At 61.4% G+C, this 17536-nt stretch carries 17 protein-coding genes; 3 read left to right on the forward strand and 14 right to left on the reverse strand.

What is annotated here, in order from left to right:
* The first annotated feature begins 1 nt into the window (after window position 1).
* Window positions 2-220, forward strand: a complete 219-nt coding sequence (locus tag AAAT03_RS04060; protein ID WP_055252067.1) for a heavy metal-associated domain-containing protein — start codon at window positions 2-4, stop codon at window positions 218-220.
* Between the two features lie 99 nt (window positions 221-319).
* Window positions 320-2272, forward strand: coding sequence for a heavy metal translocating P-type ATPase (locus AAAT03_RS04065; protein WP_055252068.1), 1953 nt, complete (start codon window positions 320-322; stop codon window positions 2270-2272).
* Window positions 2273-2551: 279 nt separating this feature from the next.
* On the opposite strand, the gene AAAT03_RS04070 is transcribed toward AAAT03_RS04065, so the two are convergent.
* The 9 genes from AAAT03_RS04070 to AAAT03_RS04110 form a co-directional block, all read right to left on the reverse strand.
* Complete coding sequence (locus tag AAAT03_RS04070; RefSeq protein ID WP_055252669.1) at window positions 2552-2941, reverse strand: metal-dependent transcriptional regulator; 390 nt, start codon at window positions 2939-2941, stop codon at window positions 2552-2554.
* A gap of 212 nt (window positions 2942-3153) precedes the next feature.
* A complete protein-coding gene (locus AAAT03_RS04075; protein WP_349102646.1) occupies window positions 3154-3924 on the reverse strand; it encodes a Cof-type HAD-IIB family hydrolase in 771 nt (256 codons plus the stop codon).
* A 6-nt stretch (window positions 3925-3930) separates the two neighbouring features.
* Complete coding sequence (locus AAAT03_RS04080; protein WP_349102647.1) at window positions 3931-5790, reverse strand: ABC-F family ATP-binding cassette domain-containing protein; 1860 nt, start codon at window positions 5788-5790, stop codon at window positions 3931-3933.
* A gap of 203 nt (window positions 5791-5993) precedes the next feature.
* Window positions 5994-6866, reverse strand: coding sequence for a phosphate ABC transporter ATP-binding protein PstB (gene pstB, locus AAAT03_RS04085; RefSeq protein ID WP_349102648.1), 873 nt, complete (start codon window positions 6864-6866; stop codon window positions 5994-5996).
* Window positions 6863-7789 (reverse strand): phosphate ABC transporter permease PstA, encoded by a 927-nt coding sequence (gene pstA / locus AAAT03_RS04090; protein WP_349102649.1) that lies wholly within the window; start codon window positions 7787-7789, stop codon window positions 6863-6865. Before pstA ends, pstB begins: the two co-directional genes overlap by 4 nt.
* Window positions 7782-8690 (reverse strand): phosphate ABC transporter permease subunit PstC, encoded by a 909-nt coding sequence (pstC, locus tag AAAT03_RS04095; protein ID WP_117735919.1) that lies wholly within the window; start codon window positions 8688-8690, stop codon window positions 7782-7784. The genes pstA and pstC overlap by 8 nt, the downstream gene beginning before the upstream one ends.
* A 24-nt stretch (window positions 8691-8714) precedes the next feature.
* Complete coding sequence (locus AAAT03_RS04100; protein ID WP_117655832.1) at window positions 8715-9653, reverse strand: phosphate ABC transporter substrate-binding protein; 939 nt, start codon at window positions 9651-9653, stop codon at window positions 8715-8717.
* A gap of 319 nt (window positions 9654-9972) precedes the next feature.
* Entirely contained in the window at window positions 9973-11409 is a 1437-nt protein-coding gene (locus AAAT03_RS04105) for a M20 family metallopeptidase (protein ID WP_349102650.1), read from the reverse strand.
* Window positions 11410-11463: 54 nt separating this feature from the next.
* Window positions 11464-12159: an HAD hydrolase-like protein gene (locus AAAT03_RS04110; RefSeq protein WP_346972294.1), complete on the reverse strand. Its 696-nt coding sequence runs from the start codon at window positions 12157-12159 to the stop codon at window positions 11464-11466.
* Between the two features lie 123 nt (window positions 12160-12282).
* Here AAAT03_RS04110 and AAAT03_RS04115 point away from each other — a divergent pair, with 123 nt between their 5' ends.
* On the forward strand, window positions 12283-13143 hold the full coding sequence (locus AAAT03_RS04115) for a DegV family protein (RefSeq protein ID WP_118267115.1): 861 nt from the start codon (window positions 12283-12285) through the stop codon (window positions 13141-13143).
* A 93-nt stretch (window positions 13144-13236) separates the two neighbouring features.
* Here AAAT03_RS04115 and AAAT03_RS04120 read toward each other — a convergent pair whose 3' ends face one another.
* From AAAT03_RS04120 to AAAT03_RS04140, 5 genes are all read right to left on the reverse strand, one after another.
* Window positions 13237-13545 carry a type II toxin-antitoxin system YafQ family toxin gene (locus AAAT03_RS04120; RefSeq protein ID WP_055250871.1) on the reverse strand — a complete coding sequence of 103 codons (309 nt, stop codon included), beginning with the start codon at window positions 13543-13545 and terminating at the stop codon, window positions 13237-13239.
* Between the two features lie 2 nt (window positions 13546-13547).
* Window positions 13548-13847, reverse strand: coding sequence for a type II toxin-antitoxin system RelB/DinJ family antitoxin (locus AAAT03_RS04125; RefSeq protein WP_055250873.1), 300 nt, complete (start codon window positions 13845-13847; stop codon window positions 13548-13550).
* A gap of 113 nt (window positions 13848-13960) precedes the next feature.
* A complete protein-coding gene (locus AAAT03_RS04130) occupies window positions 13961-14719 on the reverse strand; it encodes a TIGR00730 family Rossman fold protein (protein ID WP_055250875.1) in 759 nt (252 codons plus the stop codon).
* Window positions 14720-14932: 213 nt separating this feature from the next.
* Window positions 14933-16072, reverse strand: coding sequence for a tRNA guanosine(34) transglycosylase Tgt (gene tgt / locus AAAT03_RS04135; RefSeq protein ID WP_055250876.1), 1140 nt, complete (start codon window positions 16070-16072; stop codon window positions 14933-14935).
* A 464-nt stretch (window positions 16073-16536) separates the two neighbouring features.
* The gene (locus tag AAAT03_RS04140) at window positions 16537-17337 is read right to left on the reverse strand and encodes an SDR family oxidoreductase (RefSeq protein ID WP_006235414.1); all 801 of its coding nucleotides are present in this window, start codon (window positions 17335-17337) and stop codon (window positions 16537-16539) included.
* Window positions 17338-17536: the final 199 nt, after the last annotated feature.

The raw sequence follows: 17536 nt of genomic DNA on the forward strand, positions 1-17536 counted from the left end.
CATGAAAAAGCAGTTTAAGCTCGACGAGATCGATTGCGCCAACTGCGCGCGTGAACTTCAGGACGAGCTGGCTAAGCTCGATGGCGTCAAGTCCGTTTCGGTCAACTTTATGACCCAGAAGCTGACGCTCGAGGCCGACGACGCCAAGTTCGACGAGGTCCTGGACCGCGTCGTTGAGTTCACCGCCGACGCCGAGCCGGACTGCGAGATCATTCTCTAACCCGCGCACACGTTGACCTGTAAGGCCGCGCTTGCCGCGGCCTTTGCTCGCGAAATTATATGAGCAAGTGTTCATACACTCAAATGGGAGGTTTGAATCATGGCAGCCGCCGACCCCAAAAAGAAAAAGAAGAAGCGCAAGAAGAAAGAGTCCCTTGAGCACAAGCGCAACCGCATCCTGGTAGCACTGGGCATTTTTGCCGTTGTTTATGCCCTCGACGAGCTCGGCGCCCTCACTATCGCATTTGGGGAGCCCGGCAACATCTACGCCAGCTTCGCGCTGTTCCTCGTGCCGTTTTTGATTGCCGGCTACGACGTACTGCAAAAGGCATTCAATAACATCCGCCGCGGCAAGGCCTTCGACGAGAGCTTCCTCATGGCCGTCGCGACCATCGGCGCGTTTGCCATGGTGCTCTTCCCCGACACCGACCCGCACATGGCCGAAGGCGCCGCCGTCATGCTGTTCTACCAGGTCGGCGAGTTGTTCCAGGCATACGCCGTGGGCAAGAGCCGCAAGTCGATCAGTGCCATGATGGACATCGCGCCCGACTACGCTAACGTCGAGCAAGCCGACGGCACACTCGAACAGGTCTTTCCCGATGACATCGCCGTCGGCACCGTGATCGTGGTCAAGCCCGGCGAGCGCGTGCCTATCGACGGCGTCATCGTCGAGGGCGAAACCCAGCTCGACACCGCCGCGCTCACGGGCGAGTCAGTCCCCCGCCCCGCCAAGACCGGCGACGATATCATCAGCGGCTGCATCAACATGACGGGCCTCATCCACGTGCGCACCACCAAGCCCTTTGGCGAGTCAACCGTCGCGCGTGTTCTGGAGCTCGTGGAGAATGCCAGCGAAAAGAAGGCGCGCACCGAGAACTTCATCACGCGCTTTGCCCGCGTCTACACCCCCGCCGTCACTGGCGCTGCCGCGGTGCTCGCGCTTGGCGGCGGCCTGGTGACTGGCGCTTGGTCCGATTGGATCCTGCGCGGCCTGACCTTCCTGGTCGTCAGCTGCCCGTGCGCCCTCGTGATCAGCGTACCGTTGAGTTTCTTTGGCGGCATCGGCGGCGCGTCCAAGCTGGGCGTTCTCATCAAGGGCTCCAACTACCTCGAGACGCTCGCCGACGTGGACACCATCGTCTTCGACAAAACGGGCACCCTCACCAACGGCACGTTCTCAGTCGTCGCGGTGCACCCCGAGGCTGGCTATACCGAGCAGTCGCTGCTCGAAGTCGCAGCCCTTGCTGAGTCGTTCTTCGATCACCCCATCGCGCAGTCCGTGCGCGACGCCTACCAGGGCGAGGTCGACCCCAAGCGCGTGAGCGACTCCGCCAACGACGCGGGCCACGGCGTGACGGCAACCATCGACGGCAAGCACGTCGTCGTTGGCAACGCCAAGATGCTCGCCGCGGCCGGCGTTGAAGCACCGGACTGTGAGGTTGTCGGCACGATCCTCCACGTGCTCGTTGACGGCGTGTACGCCGGCCACATCGTGATTGCAGACACCGTTAAGGCCGATGCGGAGCAAACGATTCGCGACCTGCATGCCGCCGGTATCAACCGCACCGTCATGCTCACGGGCGACCGCGAGGAGGTTGCAGCGTCTGTGGCCAAGCAACTCGGTCTCGACGAGTTCCACGCGCAGCTCCTGCCGGGCGACAAGGTCGAGCGCGTTGAGGCGCTACTCGCGGCCGAAAGTGGCAAGGGCAAGCTCGCCTTTGTCGGCGACGGTATCAACGACGCTCCTGTGCTTACGCGCGCCGATGTGGGCATTGCCATGGGCGCCATGGGCTCCGACGCCGCGATCGAGGCCGCCGACGTGGTGCTGATGGACGACAAGCCGTCCAACATTTCCCGCGCGATCCGCGTGGCGCGCAAGACCATGTCGATTGTTTGGCAGAACATAATCTTTGCGCTGGGCATTAAGCTGCTGATCCTTGTGCTGGCAGCGCTGGGTATCGCCAATATGTGGCTTGCCGTCTTTGGCGACGTAGGCGTGGCGATCATCGCCATCCTGAACGCCATGCGCGCGATGGGTGTCAAGAACCTGTAGCGCTCGTGGTCCCTCCGGCCGGGGCCGGGCTTGGTTTTGAAAACGTCCTCGCGCATGAGGCCCGTCTTTCTTGCTCCTGCGGAGCAACGGAAAGGCGGGCCTCGCGCTGCGGAGTGTTTTCAAAACCAAGCCCGGCCCCGGCCTGCATTGACACAGCTGGCGGTTCTTGGGCATCGCTTGCTGGCGGGGTTCCTTTGCTGAAATGGACTTGGCCGAAAGGGCCGCTGGTCCCGGTCGCTGGTTCGCGCTTTGCGTGAACTCCGCGCTACTGTGGGTCAGTTAGGCTTCTGTTGTTGGACCCGCTACATCTTCCCGTCTCAGCATCGATCTTAGCTTCTCGAAGCTCTCCTCGCTCAGGCAGTGCTCCATGTGGCAGCCCTCTTGCGACGCGACCTCGGGCGTTACGCCTGCGTCCTCTAGCAGACCTACAAAAAAGCAGTGGCGCTCCCACATTTGACGGGCAACCTCAAGACCGCGTTCCGTCAGATGCACGTCGCGTTTGCCCATCTCCACGTAGCCGGTGCTCTCCAAGGCCGCCATGGCTTTAGAGACGCTTGCTTTGGTTACGCCCAAGTATTCGGCAACGTCGATCGAGCGCACGATGCCCTGACGTTCCGATAGAACGTAGATCGATTCGAGATAGTCTTCTCCGGATTCACGCAGGGCCATGGGCCGCCTTTCGCGATGGCTTCTAGTTAGCCTTTGGATACTTTTGCTTGATTTACTTTACCGCAAAAGTTGCCCATGTCTTACTACGTTATTTAAAAAGTTAACCGTGTTTCACAAAACGCACGGGACGAAAACAAAACGGGGACACACCCCGCAAGGAGTGTCCCCAGCTGCCGGCACAAAAGGAACGTCCCCAAGTGCCGAATCCGCAGCTACACCAGCCCAAAGTGCTTGGCGGCGTTGTAGATTCCATCATCGTCTACGGCGGTCGTCACGTAGGTCGCCGCGGCCTTCACGGTATCCTGCGCGTTGCCCATGGCCACGCTCGTGCCCACGGCGGCAAACATCGACAGGTCGTTCTCGCCGTCGCCAAAGGCAATCGCCTCGCTCGCGTCGATACCAAGCCGCTCGAGCGTCGCCGCCACACCCAGGTCCTTGCCGCCGTTAGCGGGAATAATGTCGCAGAACAGGTCGCACCAGCGCGTGGTGAGCGAATGCGACACGGCGTCGGTCACGATATGCTCGTCGGCCGGATCCACAAAGGCGCAAAACTGGTAGACCGGCGCGTCAAAGGCGTGCTCAAACGGCTCCTCGTGGTAGACAATTCCCGCGTTGCTGCCGGCCGTCACCACGCGCTCGGATAGACGGTTCACAAACGAGTTCTCGCCCTGCATGCACAGCGAGTCGTAGCACCCCTGCGCCACCTGGTCCACGATCGCCGCGACGTCGTCCGGATCGATCGGGCAGCTGCGGTAAACGCCCTTGCCATCAAAGCAGTGCTGGCCCGAAAGCGTAATGTACGCATCCCAGCCCAGGTCGAACAGCCAGTCCGGCATCTGGTAGGTCGGACGGCCCGTGGCGATCACGCACGCAATTCCCTGCTCGCGAAAGCTGTCGAGCACCTGCTGCGCCGACGCCGGAATCCGGTGGGTCTTAAAGCTCAGCAGCGTACCGTCGATATCGAAAAACGCGGCTTTGATCATTCTCGCCTACTCCTCGCCCTCGAGCTTTTCGCTCGCCTCGAGCCACGCCATCTCCAGCTCGTCCATGGCAGCGTGAGCCTCGTCGATCTTTGCCTGTTGCTCGCCGAGCGCCGTGTAGTTGGTGGGATCGACCTGGGCCATTGCTGCCTCGGCCTCCTCAACGCGGACGCGCTGCGTCTCCATCTTGCGCTCGAGCGAGCTCACCTCGCGGCGAAGCTTCTGACGCTCGGCGTTGGACAGGCCATTGGGCTGACCGCTCGCCTTGGGCTTATCGGCCGTCGCAGCCGCGGCACCGGTGTCGAACGTGCCGGTCTTGGCACTCGGCGCGCCCACGGGCTCGCCCTCGGCGGTAGCGTTGCACAGGCGCAGGTACTGGTCCACGCCGCCGGGCATATGCGTCAGGTGGCCGTCGAGCAGCGCCCACTGCTGGTCGGTCACGCGCTCCATCAAGAAGCGGTCGTGCGTCACCAGGATCAGCGTGCCCGGCCAGCCGTCGAGCAGGTCCTCGACAATCGCCAGCATATCGGTATCCAGGTCGTTGCCGGGCTCGTCCAGGATAAGCACGTTGGGCTCGTCCAGGATCGTCAGCAGCAGCGACAGGCGACGGCGCTGGCCGCCCGAAAGATCGCCGATGCGACTCCAGAGCTGCTGTGTCGTAAAGCCCAGGCGCTCGCAAAGTTTCTCGGGCGAAGTCTCCTTGCCGTCGATGACGTAGTACTTCTTATAGTTGCCGAGCACCTCGCGGATCGTGTCACCCATGTAGGGCTCGAGTTCCTCGAGCTGCTGCGACAGAACGCCAAAGCGCACCGTCTGGCCAATCTTCACACGGCCGCGCGTGGGCTCAATCTTGCCCTGGATCACGTCGAGCAAGGTCGACTTGCCGGCGCCGTTCTCGCCCAAAAGACCATAGCGGTCGCCCGCGCCGATGAGCCAGGTCACATCGGTGAGCACCTGCTTGGGCGCACCATCGGTATCCGCATAGCCGGCATCCACGTCGATGACATCGATGACCTGCTTGCCTAGGCGGCTCACAGCAAGGCGCTTGAGCTCCAGCTCGTCACGCACGGGCGGTACGTCGGCGATCAGCTCGCGAGCAGCCTCAACGCGAAACTTGGGCTTGGTGGAACGCGCCTGGGCGCCGCGGCTTAGCCACGCGAGCTCCTTGCGCGCCATGTTGCGACGGCGCTCCTCGGTAACGGCGGCCATGCGGTCGCGCTCCACGCGCTGCAGGATATATGCCGAGTAGCCGCCCTCGAAGGGATCTACCTGGCCGTCGTGGACCTCCCACATGCTGGTGCAGACCTCGTCCAAGAACCAGCGGTCGTGCGTGACCACGAGCATGGCGCCCTGGCCGCGCTGCCAGCGGGCCTTTAAGTGACGCGCAAGCCAGTTGATGGTGCGCATGTCCAGGTGGTTGGTGGGCTCGTCGAGCATGAGCACATCGTAGTCGCCAATCAGCAGGCGCGCGAGGTCCACGCGACGGCGCTGACCGCCCGAGAGCTCGCCCACCATGCCCTCCCAGGGCACATCGCTAATAAGACCGGCCAGAATCTGGCGCGTACGCGGGCTCGACGCCCACTCGTACTCAGGCGTGTCGCCCACAACGGCATGATGCACGGTATCGGTGTCGACAAGCTGATCCTTTTGGCCGAGTAGACCGATCGTGGTGCCGCGGCGGTGCGTCACGCGTCCGTCATCGGGCTCCAGCGTGCCGGCGAGCACGCTCAGCAGCGTCGACTTGCCGTCGCCGTTTTTACCGACAATACCAATGCGGTCGCCCTCGCCCACGCCGAGCGTCACGCTATCGAAAATATGCTTGGTGGGAAACTCTAGGCTGATGGAATCGCATCCCAAAAGAATCGCCATATGCCCTGCTCCTTCGTAGAGATTCAACGTTGTCCATGATAGCGAAAACCACCACAAAGGGGACAGGCACCTTTGTGGTGGTTTTGGGCAAGCGCACCAGCACACGACACAAAAAGGCGGGCCATCTCCCGCAAGAGATGACCCGCCTCTCCAATCAGTCCCGCGACAACCGTGGCCGCCGCGGGCCTCAAGCATGTCCCGGACTAGGAGAACATGCCGGTGAGGTAATCATTCAGCCGCTTATCCTTGGGCCGTTGGAAAATCTCGTCGGTCTCGTCGTACTCGACCATATCGCCCATGTAGAAGAACGCCGTGCGATTGGACACGCGCGACGCCTGCTCCATGTTGTGCGTCACGATAACGATGGCGCGGTCGGACACGATCGACGACATCAGGTCCTCGATCGCCAGCGTCGAGATGGGGTCGAGCGCCGAGCAGGGCTCGTCAAACAGAATCACGTCGGGGTTAAGCGCCAGCGTGCGCGCGATGCACAGGCGCTGCTGCTGACCGCCCGAAAGCGCATAGGCGCTCTTGTCGAGCTTATCCTTGACCTCGTCCCACAGCGCAGCACCGCGTAGGCTCTCCTCGACCATGCGGTCGAGCTCATCGCGGTCGGTGATACCGTGGCGCTTGGGCGCAAACGTGATGTTGTCGCGAATGGACTTACGGAACGGGTTGGGCTGCTGAAACACCATGCCAATGGACCGACGCAGCTCGTAGGTGTTCTCGGCCTTGGTGTTCACGTTGCGCCCACGGTAGTTAATCTCGCCCTCCACGCGGCAGTCGCGAATCTCGCGATTCATCAGGTTGAGGCTGCGCAAAAAGGTCGACTTACCGCAGCCCGAAGGCCCGACGAGCGCCGTGATCTCACCCTTGTGGAAGTCGAGCGACGTATTGTGCAGCGCATGGTGGTCGCCATAGTACACGTTGACGTCCTTGGTGGAGAGCACGACCTCGTCGCTCACGGCCTTGCCGCTCACGCGCACGTGCTTCTCGCTCTCCCCCACGCTCGACAGAAAGTCCTGGGTCTCGGACGTGGCCGCCTCGGTTGCGGGCGTTGCATTCATCTCGCTCATTCGGCCGTCATCTTCCTTGCCAGTTGCTTGCCCACGATACGGGCGACCACGTTAAACAGCAGCACGCAAATCATCAGCAGGGCGGCGGTTCCCCAAACGATCTGCTGGGCCTCGGGGCTGCCCTCGCCGTAAATCTTGTAGATGTGCACGGCAAGCGACTCACCGGGACGGAACACGTTCCAGGCGCAGGTGGGGCTCGACAGGTTAAAGCTCAAGAAGTTCAGGCGAACCGGCGAGCTCATGCCCGAGGTAAAGAGCAACGCCGCGGCCTCGCCAAACACACGGCCGGCCGAAAGCACGATGCCGGTCACGATGGCGGGCATGGCCTCGGGAATCAGGATGTGCAGCGTGGCCTCCCAGCGGGTGAGGCCCATAGCCAGGCACGCATCGCGCTGGACCTGCGGCACGTCCTCGAGCGCCTGCTGAATCACGCGCACCAGGATGGGGATGTTGAACATGGTGAGCGCGACGGCGCCGGAGATGATGGAGTACTTCCAGCCCAGCTGCACCGAGAACACCAGAAAGCCGAACATGCCCACGACGATGGAAGGCAGCGAGGACAGCGTTTCGATGGCGGTCGAGGCGATGTCGCGAATAGGCCCATCGGGCGCGTACTCAACCAAAAAGACCGCGCCGCCCAGGCTGATGGGCACCGAGATGATCAGGGTAATCAGCAGCAGATAGAACGAGTCGAACAGCTGGTAGAGCACACCGCCCTGGGTTCCGTTGGCGCGCGCAGGCTGCGTGAGAAAGCCCGGCTGGAACAGCGTCGAGATGCCCTCGAACAGGATGTAGGCCACCATGGAGACGACGATGAGCATGACGATGGCGACGATCGCCGTCAGCACGCCCGTGGCGATGCGGTCCTGCCTTTGGACACGCCCGAGTCTCGCCTCGTCGATATGGATGCGCGTGCTAGCCACGAGCCTTCGCCCCCTTGCGGCCAATGAGATGGATGATCAGGATGAAGATGAGGCTCATGCCCATCAGCAGAAGGCCGAGCGCCCACAGGACGTCGTCCTGGGCCGAGCCCTCGGCATAGACCGCCATGGACGTGGTGAGCGTGGTGGTGATGGTGGAGGCCGGCGACAGCAGCGACGTCGGCATGGCCTCGATACCGCCGATAACCATGCGCACGGCGAGCGTCTCGCCAAAGGCGCGGGTCATGCCAAGGATGACCGCGGTCATGAGCGAGGGCATGGCGCTCTTGAGCACCACGTGCCAGATGGTCTGCCAGCGGGTGTAGCCCAGCGCGAGCGAACCCTGACGGTAGCTGTCGGGCACGGCACGCAGGCCATCGACCGAAAGCGTGGTCATGGTCGGCAGGATCATGACGGCCAGCACGATGGCGCCGGGCAAGATGCCCAGACCCGTGCTCACATGGAAAACGCTCTTCATAAGGCCGACGACCACGTGAAAACCGATCAGGCCAAAGACGACCGAGGGAATGCCGGTCAAAAGCTCAATAAGCGGCTGAAAGACCTTGGAGCCAAACTTAGGCTGGATCTCGACCGCAAAGATGGCAGAGCCGATGGCGATGGGCAGCGCGATGAGCGTGGAGAGCACCATGACCGCAAACGAGGTGACGATCAGGGGCAGGGCGCCGGTGTAGGGCAGGCCATTTTCGGCCGTGTTGGCCAGGTCCCACTTGGTGCCGGTGAAGAACTCGACGACCGAAACGCCGTCCTTGAGAAAAGCCGAGAGGCCCTTTTGGGCGACCATAAAGATGAGCGCGGCAACGACAAGCGTCACGAGCGCTACGCACGCGCCCGTGACGCCCAGGCCCACGTTCTCAAGGTCGCGCTTTGGCAGCTGTTTTGCCATTGCAAACCTTTCCGGGGCGATTACTTATTTAGCGGAGACCTTGCCGCTGGCGTCCTTGACGACCTTCATAGCAGAGACGGGGATAAAGCCCTGCTCCTCGACGAGCTTGCCCTGGACGTCGTCGGAAAGCATGAACTCCAGGAAGGCCTTGGTGGCCTCGTCGGCGTCCTTCGCGCAGTACATGTGCTCGGTAGCCCAGATCTTGAAGGAGTCGTCGGTGACGTTTGCGCTCTTGGGCTCCACGCCCTCGACCTTGATGGCGTTGAACTTGGAGTCGTCGAAGTGCGAGAAGTCGAGGTAGGAGATGGCATTGTCGGTGCTGCCCATCTGAGTCTGGACGTCGCCGGACTTGTCGAGCTCGGCGTCGCCCTTAAAGTCGACGGCCTCGTCGCCAAAGACGGCGGCCTCGAAGGTGGCGCGGGTGCCGGAGCCTGCCTTGCGGTTGAGGACGACGATCTTGGCGTCGTCGCCGCCGACCTCCTTCCAGTTGGTGATCTGGCCGGAGAAGATGCCCTTGAGCTGCTCGAGGGACAGATCATCGACCTTGACGTTCTTGGAGACGACAGGGCCCATGCCCACGACGGCGACCTCGTGATCGACGAGGCTCTTGACCTGATCGGCCTCGAGCTTGGTCTCGGCGAAGACGTCGGAGTTACCGATAGTAACGGTGCCGGCGGCAACAGCGGTCAGGCCCTTGCCCGAACCGTTGCCCGAACCGGAGACGGAGACGTCGGGATTGGCATCCATAAACTTCTCGGCAGCAGCCTCGACGAGAGCCTGGAACGAGGAGGCGCCGTCGTAGGTCACCTCGCCGGAGACGGACTCGGCAGCAGCGGCGCTGCCCTCAGCAGCGGTGTTGGCGGCGTTGGAGCCGCCGCAACCAACGAGACCGAGACCGACGATGCTGGCAAGACCACCAGCGAGGCCGAGGAACTGACGACGAGAATAAGCCTGATCGAGCATGATCTTCCTTTCATACAAGCGACTCGCGGGCACCCTGCCCGCTTTGCTGTTTGGAAAGATACGGTCTCGATCGGGCAGCGCCCGCGTCAGCTGCGCTTTATTACGGGCATCTGATAGACCCTTACCGCAAGCGCGGCTCGGCTTTACAAACGAATAACAAACCCGCCACCAAGCATGACCCGCCTTTTACACCAATAAAAACAAAGTTGCGGTGAAATAGTTCCTGCTTGGCCATCAAATGGCCCATTCTAGGAACTATTCCACCGCAACTTAAAAAGCCCGGACGAAAGGGGTGCTAAGTTGTTAAAACGCCGCAGCCTTAAAGCTCAAGCTCGTTCAAACGTAAGATCGCCACGATATAAATCTTGAGCGCCTGCTTGAGCTGTTCCTCGTTGGCGCACTCGTTGGGACCGTGCATCTGGCCGCCCCACTCGGGCAGCTCCAGACCGGTCTCCTCGGGGCCAAACGAGACGGCGCGGGCAAAGTTGCGCGCGTACGTGCCGCCGCCCATGGCAAAGGGCTCAGCATGCTTGCCCGTAAACTCGTTATAGGTATCAATAAGCGCCTTCACGGCCGGATCGTCGGCAGAGACCGAGAACGGCACCTTCGCACGACCCACACGGCACGTCACGCCAAAACGGCCCACGAGCGGATCGAGCTGCTCGCGGATGGTATCGGCACTCGTGCTGTCGGGGAAGCGCACGTCGATGACCTGCTCAATATGGCCATCCGCCACGCGGATGACGCCAGCGTTGCAGGTAAGCGGGCCAAACGCCGGACTCGTCGCATCGATACCCAGGCCGCGACCATAGGCGTCCGCATGCACAAAGGCCAGGAACTTGACGAACTCGTGCTCGGCAGGCGTCAGCAGGCGCTCGTCGCGTGCACCAAACGCGTCCTCGGCCTCGCGCAGATACGCCACGATCAGCCCGACGGCGTTGATCGTTCCCTCTGGCATCGAGGCATGACCGCCAATGCCGTGGGCGAAAATCTGCGCATGCCCGTTATCGAGCGCCGTGATCTCCAGGCGGTCGCCGTTCTCGACCGGCGCCGGCAGCTCATCGGCGGCAATCGCAAGCTCGCAGATAGACTGCGACGGAATGGCGTTGCTCGCCTCGGCACCACTCCAGGACACAATGCGCCCGCCGTCGATCTTGGAGCTCACAAATGTCGCCCCAAACTGGCCCTTCTCGGCATTACAGACCGGGAACTCGGCATCGGGCGTAAACAGAAAGTCGGGGTTCGCGTGGTTCTCCAGATAATGGTGAACGTCGGACATGCCCACTTCCTCATCGCAGCCCAGCAGTGCGCGGAAGGTGTAGCGCGGAACAATGCCGTGCTTGAGCAGATAGGCGCCGGCGTAGAGCGACAGCACCGCCGGACCCTTGTCGTCGATAACGCCGCGGCCGAGCAGCCAGCCCTCGCGACGCTCCATCGCAAACGGGTCGGTGTTCCAGCCCGGGCCGGCGGGCACCACGTCCACGTGGCAGATGGTCGCGAGCTGCTTGTCGCCGCGGCCAGGAATATCGGCAATGCCCACAAAGCCCTCGTCATCGCTCGTCTGGTAGCCGAGCTTTTGCGCAATGCCGAGCGCGCAATCGAGCGCATCACGGACCGGGCGGCCAAACGGCGCACCGGGCTCCGCATCGGCAGCAACGGCCACAGACGGATAGCTCACCAGCCGCTCGATATCGGCGACGACATCTTCCCAGACCTCGTCGACATATTCGGCAACGCTCTGCTCCACCTGATTCATGGACGACCTCCTTACCAATGAGCGGCGAGCGCGCTCGCCCCTCACATTACGTCATTAGATAGCGAAAAGTTTAGCAAGCTCGGCCACCGAGTGCACCACCGCATCGGCACCCGCCGCCTCGTGCTCGCCCGGCGCCGCCGCGCCCGAATAGATGCCGATGCACGGCACGCCCATTGCGTGCGCGCCCTCCACATCGTTAAAGCGATCGCCGATCATCACGGCATCGTCGGCCGTCGCGCCGAGCGCCGCCAGGGCATCGCGGACCGAATCGGCCTTGGTCTCGCGTCCCTGCGGCGGATTCATGCCAATCACCGCCTCAAACTGAGAGAGCCCGAGCTCACGCACCATGTCGATGCACTTGGCCTCCATGCGCGACGTCGCCACGGCCATACGTTTGCCTTGGGCGACCAACCCATCCAGCAGCTCGGGGACCCCATTGAACACGGGATACTCCTCCGGTCCCAGTTCATCAAAAAAGGCGCGGTACTCATCGGCCACCACAAGCGACTCCTCGCGGGAAAAGCCGTAAAAGTCGTGAAAGCTCTTCCACAGGGGCGGCCCGATCATGCGGCGCAGATCACCCATCTGCGCTTCCGAAAACCCGCGCGCGGAAAGCGTCTTGCGCGTCGAGGTCATCACCGCCCGGCCCGTATCTGCCACCGTGCCGTCAAAATCGAACAGCACAACCGGCCGCTCGCAAAGTTGCAATGCCGCCATCGGCACCCTTCTTCCCCAGTTGATGATTTCCACACCACCGCTTCAAACTGTTGACTATTCAACAATTGAACCTAGCAATGTAGAGCAACTCCACTATACTTGTCGCACTTTGCTTTCAGAAGGCGGCGCTGCCGCGCCCCAACGAAAGGTGCAATTATGTCTTTTGCCATCATAACCGACTCCACGTCGGACATCTCCCCCGCCCGCGCCCAAGAGCTCGGCATTTACGTGATTCCGCTGCATGTGATTATCGAGGGCGAGGACCTGCTCGACCAGGTGCAGATTACCGCCGAGGAGTACGTCGCCCGCATGGCCGGCTCCGAGCAGCTGCCGCACACCTCGCAGCCGAGCGCCGGCGAGTTCAAGGCACTCTTCGACCGCGTACGCGCCGACGGCCACGATAGCGCGATCTTTATCTCGCTATGCAGCGAGTGGTCCGCCTGCTATGCCAACGCATGCCTGACGGCCGAAACCCACGAGCTCGACGTGCGCTGCATCGATTCGCGCACCGGCTCGGGCGCCGAGGGCCTGCTGGTGGAGTACGCGCTGGCCATGCGCGAGGACGGCCGCAGCCTGGACGAGACCGAGGCGCAGATCCGCGCGACCCTGCCCGACGCCCACCTGTTGCTGATTCCGCGCACGCTCGAGAACCTCGTTAAGAACGGCCGCGCGCCCAAGCTCGCCGGCCAGTTGACGCAGATGCTCAACATTCGCCTGGCCGTTTCGCCGGAGTGGAAATCGGGCGAGATCAAGGCCGTCAAAAAGGGCCGCGGCGCCAAGCGCATCGTTGCCAACACCATGACCGATTGCCTCGCATTTTTGGCCGAGCATCCGGGCTCCAGCGTGCGCGTACTCACGACCGGCGCCGCTGAGGAGCAAAAGCTCGTCAGCCAAGCGCTCGCAGGCCGGGACTACGTGGACGCCGGCACCGGCCCCATCGGCTGCACCATCGCCACCCATGTAGGCGTCGACGCCATCGCCATCAGCTACTGCCCTCGTTACCAGCCCATCCACTAGGGGCACCTTTACCACTTGCGGTGGAATAGGAACTGTTTTTGGCTTATCAGCCGCAAATCAATCCCTATTCCACCGCAACTTAGAAATCGGCGATCAGCCCAGCGGACCCTGAAACAGTTCCTGATGAGTGCCCATTCTCACCAGCCTAATCACTGGGTTAGTCTTATGGGGAAGATAAAGAACGACCACATCGACCAAGCCATCGGATAGGTGGAAATCGATGTGGCCGTTGTAGTTTCCGCCCGGGTTTGAGAGCTCGTGGGCGCCATACTCCGCCGGAAGTGACCCATGAGCCACAAGCTCTGCAACCGCCGCTTTAAACTCACTTTTTAGCTGCGGATGCATGCGCATCGTTCGTTTGTAGTCCACCTTAAATTGAGCCTCGACTTTAATCTCGAACATCGCTATTCCTCATCGAGGAATGACATAAGCTCATCAGCGTTATTGAATGACAGGCTATCGTCCGGCAAAATCCCCAGCTCATGAGCCTCGGCGATCACCATGGCGCGCCTCGTCACCTCGTTGGGCACCTCCGCCCTTCCTACAATCTCAAAAGGAATCTTTCGCTGATTTACCAGCTGCCGAACAGCAAGATTGAGATAGGAATTGAGGCTGAGGCCGACCGAATCCAAGAACTCAGTCGCCTGCTCCTTGAGCCCCTCTTCGATTCGAACCGTCGTAGGCTTAACTGTTGCTGTAGACATTTGCGACCTCCTCGCCCTCGTCTTTTACACCAGTATACCCAATACGCATGGCAATCTGATGTTAGATAACATCAGATTGCCATGCGTATTCATGTCGCGTGGGCACGATTGATCTACATCAGCCCGCTGAGCGCAATGTCAACGGCCTCGTTGAGGTCGTCGGTAATGTGTACCAGATCCGGATCGAGCGGGCTAATCATACCGGTGCTCATCACCGGGCCGTTGAGCCAGTCGAATAGGCCCTGCCAGTACTCGGTGCCCACCAGCACGAGCGGCATGCGCTTGACCTTGTGCGTCTGCACCAGCGTGAGAACCTCGAACATCTCGTCGAGCGTGCCAAAGCCGCCGGGAAATACGATGGCGCCCGAGCTGTACTTAACGAACATGGTTTTGCGCACAAAGAAGTAGCGGAAGTCCATGCCGAGGTTCACGTATTTATTGAGCCCCTGCTCGTGCGGCAATTCAATGCCTAGGCCAACTGACTTGCCGTTGACACTCGCCGCTCCCCTGTTGGCCGCTTCCATGATGCCGGGGCCGCCACCGGTGATGACCGCCACGCCACGTTGCGCGATCTTGCGCCCGACGGTACGCGCCGCCTTGTAGAGCGGATCGGTCTTGGGCGTGCGGGCGCTACCGAAGATGGTCACCGCAGGTCCAAGCTCGGCAAGCGCGCCAAAACCATCGACAAACTCTGCCTGAATGCGCAGCACGCGCCACGGGTCGGCATGCAGCCAGTCGGTCGAGTCCTCGGGCGCCAGCAGGTTGGCGTAGGTGTTGTCCTTAGGAATCATGGGGCCGCGCATGACCACGGGGCCGCGGCGGTACGTCTCGTCGTAGGCAGGCTCGCCCTCGACGTTCTCATTCTTAATCATGGGTACTCCTATCGAGAAAAAGAAAAACGGGCGGGGTCGACGCTGTGCGCCAAACACCCGCCCGAACATCAACTATTCGGTATGGTACCCACGATGCATCAAGTGCTTGCAAGCTATCGGTCATCGGTCGCGCAAGCGGTGTTAGCAAACGTGATGACCGGCCGGCGCTCGCCCCTTGCCGTTGCCCGCGCTCTGCAAGCGCCCGTGCTGCTCTTAGTAATCCACCGCCGCAGGGCTGTTCATCCAGTCGCTCACGAACGCGCCGTAGCGGCCCTCGATAATGGCCTGGCGGGCCCGCTGCATAAGGTTGAGCAGGTAGTAGATGTTGTGCATCGAAAGCAGAATGCCGCCGAGCATCTCCTTCTGCGTGACCATGTGACGGATGAGCGCACGGCTGTAACCGCCCGTGCACACCGGGCAGGTGCAGGTGGGATCGATGGGACCGTCGTCGTGCGCAAAGCGAGCGTTGCGGAAGTTGAGGCGACCCTCGCTGGAGAATGCCGTGCCCATACGGCCGGTGCGCGTCGGCAGCACGCAGTCAAACATGTCGATGCCCACGCCAACGCCGCGCACGAGCGTGGTCGGGTTGCCGACACCCATCAGGTAGCGCGGCTTATGCTTGGGCATGTACTCGCTCACGAGCGGCGCCAGGGTCTCGAACATGGTCTCGTGATCCTCGCCCACCGAATAGCCACCGATACCATAGCCCGGGAAGTCGCCGCACTCCTCCAGATGGCGCAGCGAGCGCAGGCGCAGATCCAGGTGCATGCCGCCCTGAACGATGCCAAAGAGCGCCTGGTCATCGCGGGTATGCGCCTTATAGCAGCGCTCGGCCCACATGCTCGACAGCTCAACGGCGCGCTCAACGTAGGCGCGCGTGGCGGGATAGCCCGGGCACTGGTCGAGCTGCATGCAGATATCGGAGCCGAGTTTCATGGCGATTTCCATGTTGTCCTCGGGCGTCCAAAACACGTGGCGGCCGTCGTAATCGTTGACGATAAAGCGCACGCCCTCATCGGTGAGCTTGACGGCATCGTTGTGGCTGAAGACCTGGAAACCGCCCGAGTCGGTGAGGATGGGGCCGTGCCAGTTCATGAACTTGTGCAGGCCGCCCAGCTCGGCGATGGTATCCTCGCCGGGACGCATGGACAGATGATAGGTATTGGCGAGCACGATCTGGGCGCCGAGCTTCTTGACAGTCTCGGTAGGAATGCCCTTGACGTTTGCCTTGGTGCCCACGGGCATAAAAATCGGCGTCTCGATGTCGCCGTGCGGGGTGTGCAGTACGCCGGCACGCGCGTGCGTCGTCGGATCCTCGGCAATCAGGTCGAATTTAAAAAGGTTCTGGTCCATAAACTGGAACTCCTTGGTTGCGGTTCATACGCAAACCATTATACGGGCAACCCGCAAGAAGCACCGACTCGACAGAAACTAGTGCATTAGGATCAGGTTCCCGCGCTAGTCGTTGGGTAGTCGTTGGGGACAGTCTTAAACGACTAGACGTTGGGGACAGTCTTCAGCGCCATCTTGCAAATGAGCGCCCCAATCTGCCGGCACTCAGGGACTGTCCCCAAGTGCCGGCAAGAGTGTCCCTTTCGACTAGTCATTTAAGAACGTCCCCAACGACTACATCCAACAGTCAAGGTAACGCCGATGCTCTGACAACATCAGCGAGCGGTCACCAGAGCGAACAAATTGGCATGAAAAGAGGACGGCATAGACCTTCTGGTCATGCCGCCCTCTTTGAATGACAAGTTGTCGCTCTGGTGACCGCGCAGCGTCGGCCCGTTACGCGGTTTGGTAAAACCGCGTAACTCCTACGGACGCTGGCCCATGCCACCCTCGAGGGTGACGGTCTCGCCGTTCATGTACTTAAAGTCGGGACCGCAGAGCTGAACGACCACGCGGCCGATTTCCTTCTCGACGTCGCCGTAGTGACCCGCCGGTGGCATGTGGACGTTGGCCTTGAACGCCTCGGGATAAGCATCCTGGAAGTTCTCGAGCGCAGCGGTCCAAGCAAGCGGGCAAACGATATTGACGTTGATGCCGTCCTTGCCCCACTCGTTGGCGGCAACGCGAGTCAAACCGCGGATGCCCTCCTTGGCAGCGGCATAGCTGCACTGGCCGTAGTTGCCAAACAGGCCGGCGCCCGAGGCAAAGTTGACCACGGAGCCCTTGGTCTCCTTCAGGTGCGGGTAGGCCTTCTGCATGTACAGGTAGGTGGCATACAGGCCAGAGTAAATGGCCAGGTTAAACTGATCCATGGTGTGATCGGCAATGGTCACGCCCGAGGCGCTGGCCTGAGCATTGTTGACGACGGCGTCGATGCGGCCGAACTCCTCAATAGCCTTGTCGATGACGTTCTGGACGACAGCCTCGTTGTCCTGACCAGCCGAAACATCGGCCTGAACAGGCAAAACCTTGACACCGTACTCGGCCTCGAGGGATTCCTTGGCGGCCTCGAGCTTGGCAACGTTGCGGCCGGTAATGACGAGGTTTGCGCCCTCCTTGGCAAAAGCGATATCGATACCGTAGCCGATGGAGCCAGCGGAGCCGTCCTTGAGCGTGGCCTTGCCGCCGCCGGTGACGATCACGGTCTTACCAGTGAAAAGTCCCATATAAAGTCCTTTCAAATCGCGACGGGCGCACCCGCCGACTGCGCGCATCCAAATAAACGCGACAAAAGCTGAAATGCAACTTTAACGGGTTCAAGTGAAAAGAAAAGGCCTCGGCAGGCGAACGGCATAACGTCTTTCGGCGAAGGGATTGTCAAGTACAAACTGGATAAAGTGGCCGAGTTTTTGCTATCGACGCGAG

The organism is Collinsella sp. CLA-AA-H167, assembly GCF_040095305.1.
GTDB lineage: Bacteria > Actinomycetota > Coriobacteriia > Coriobacteriales > Coriobacteriaceae > Collinsella.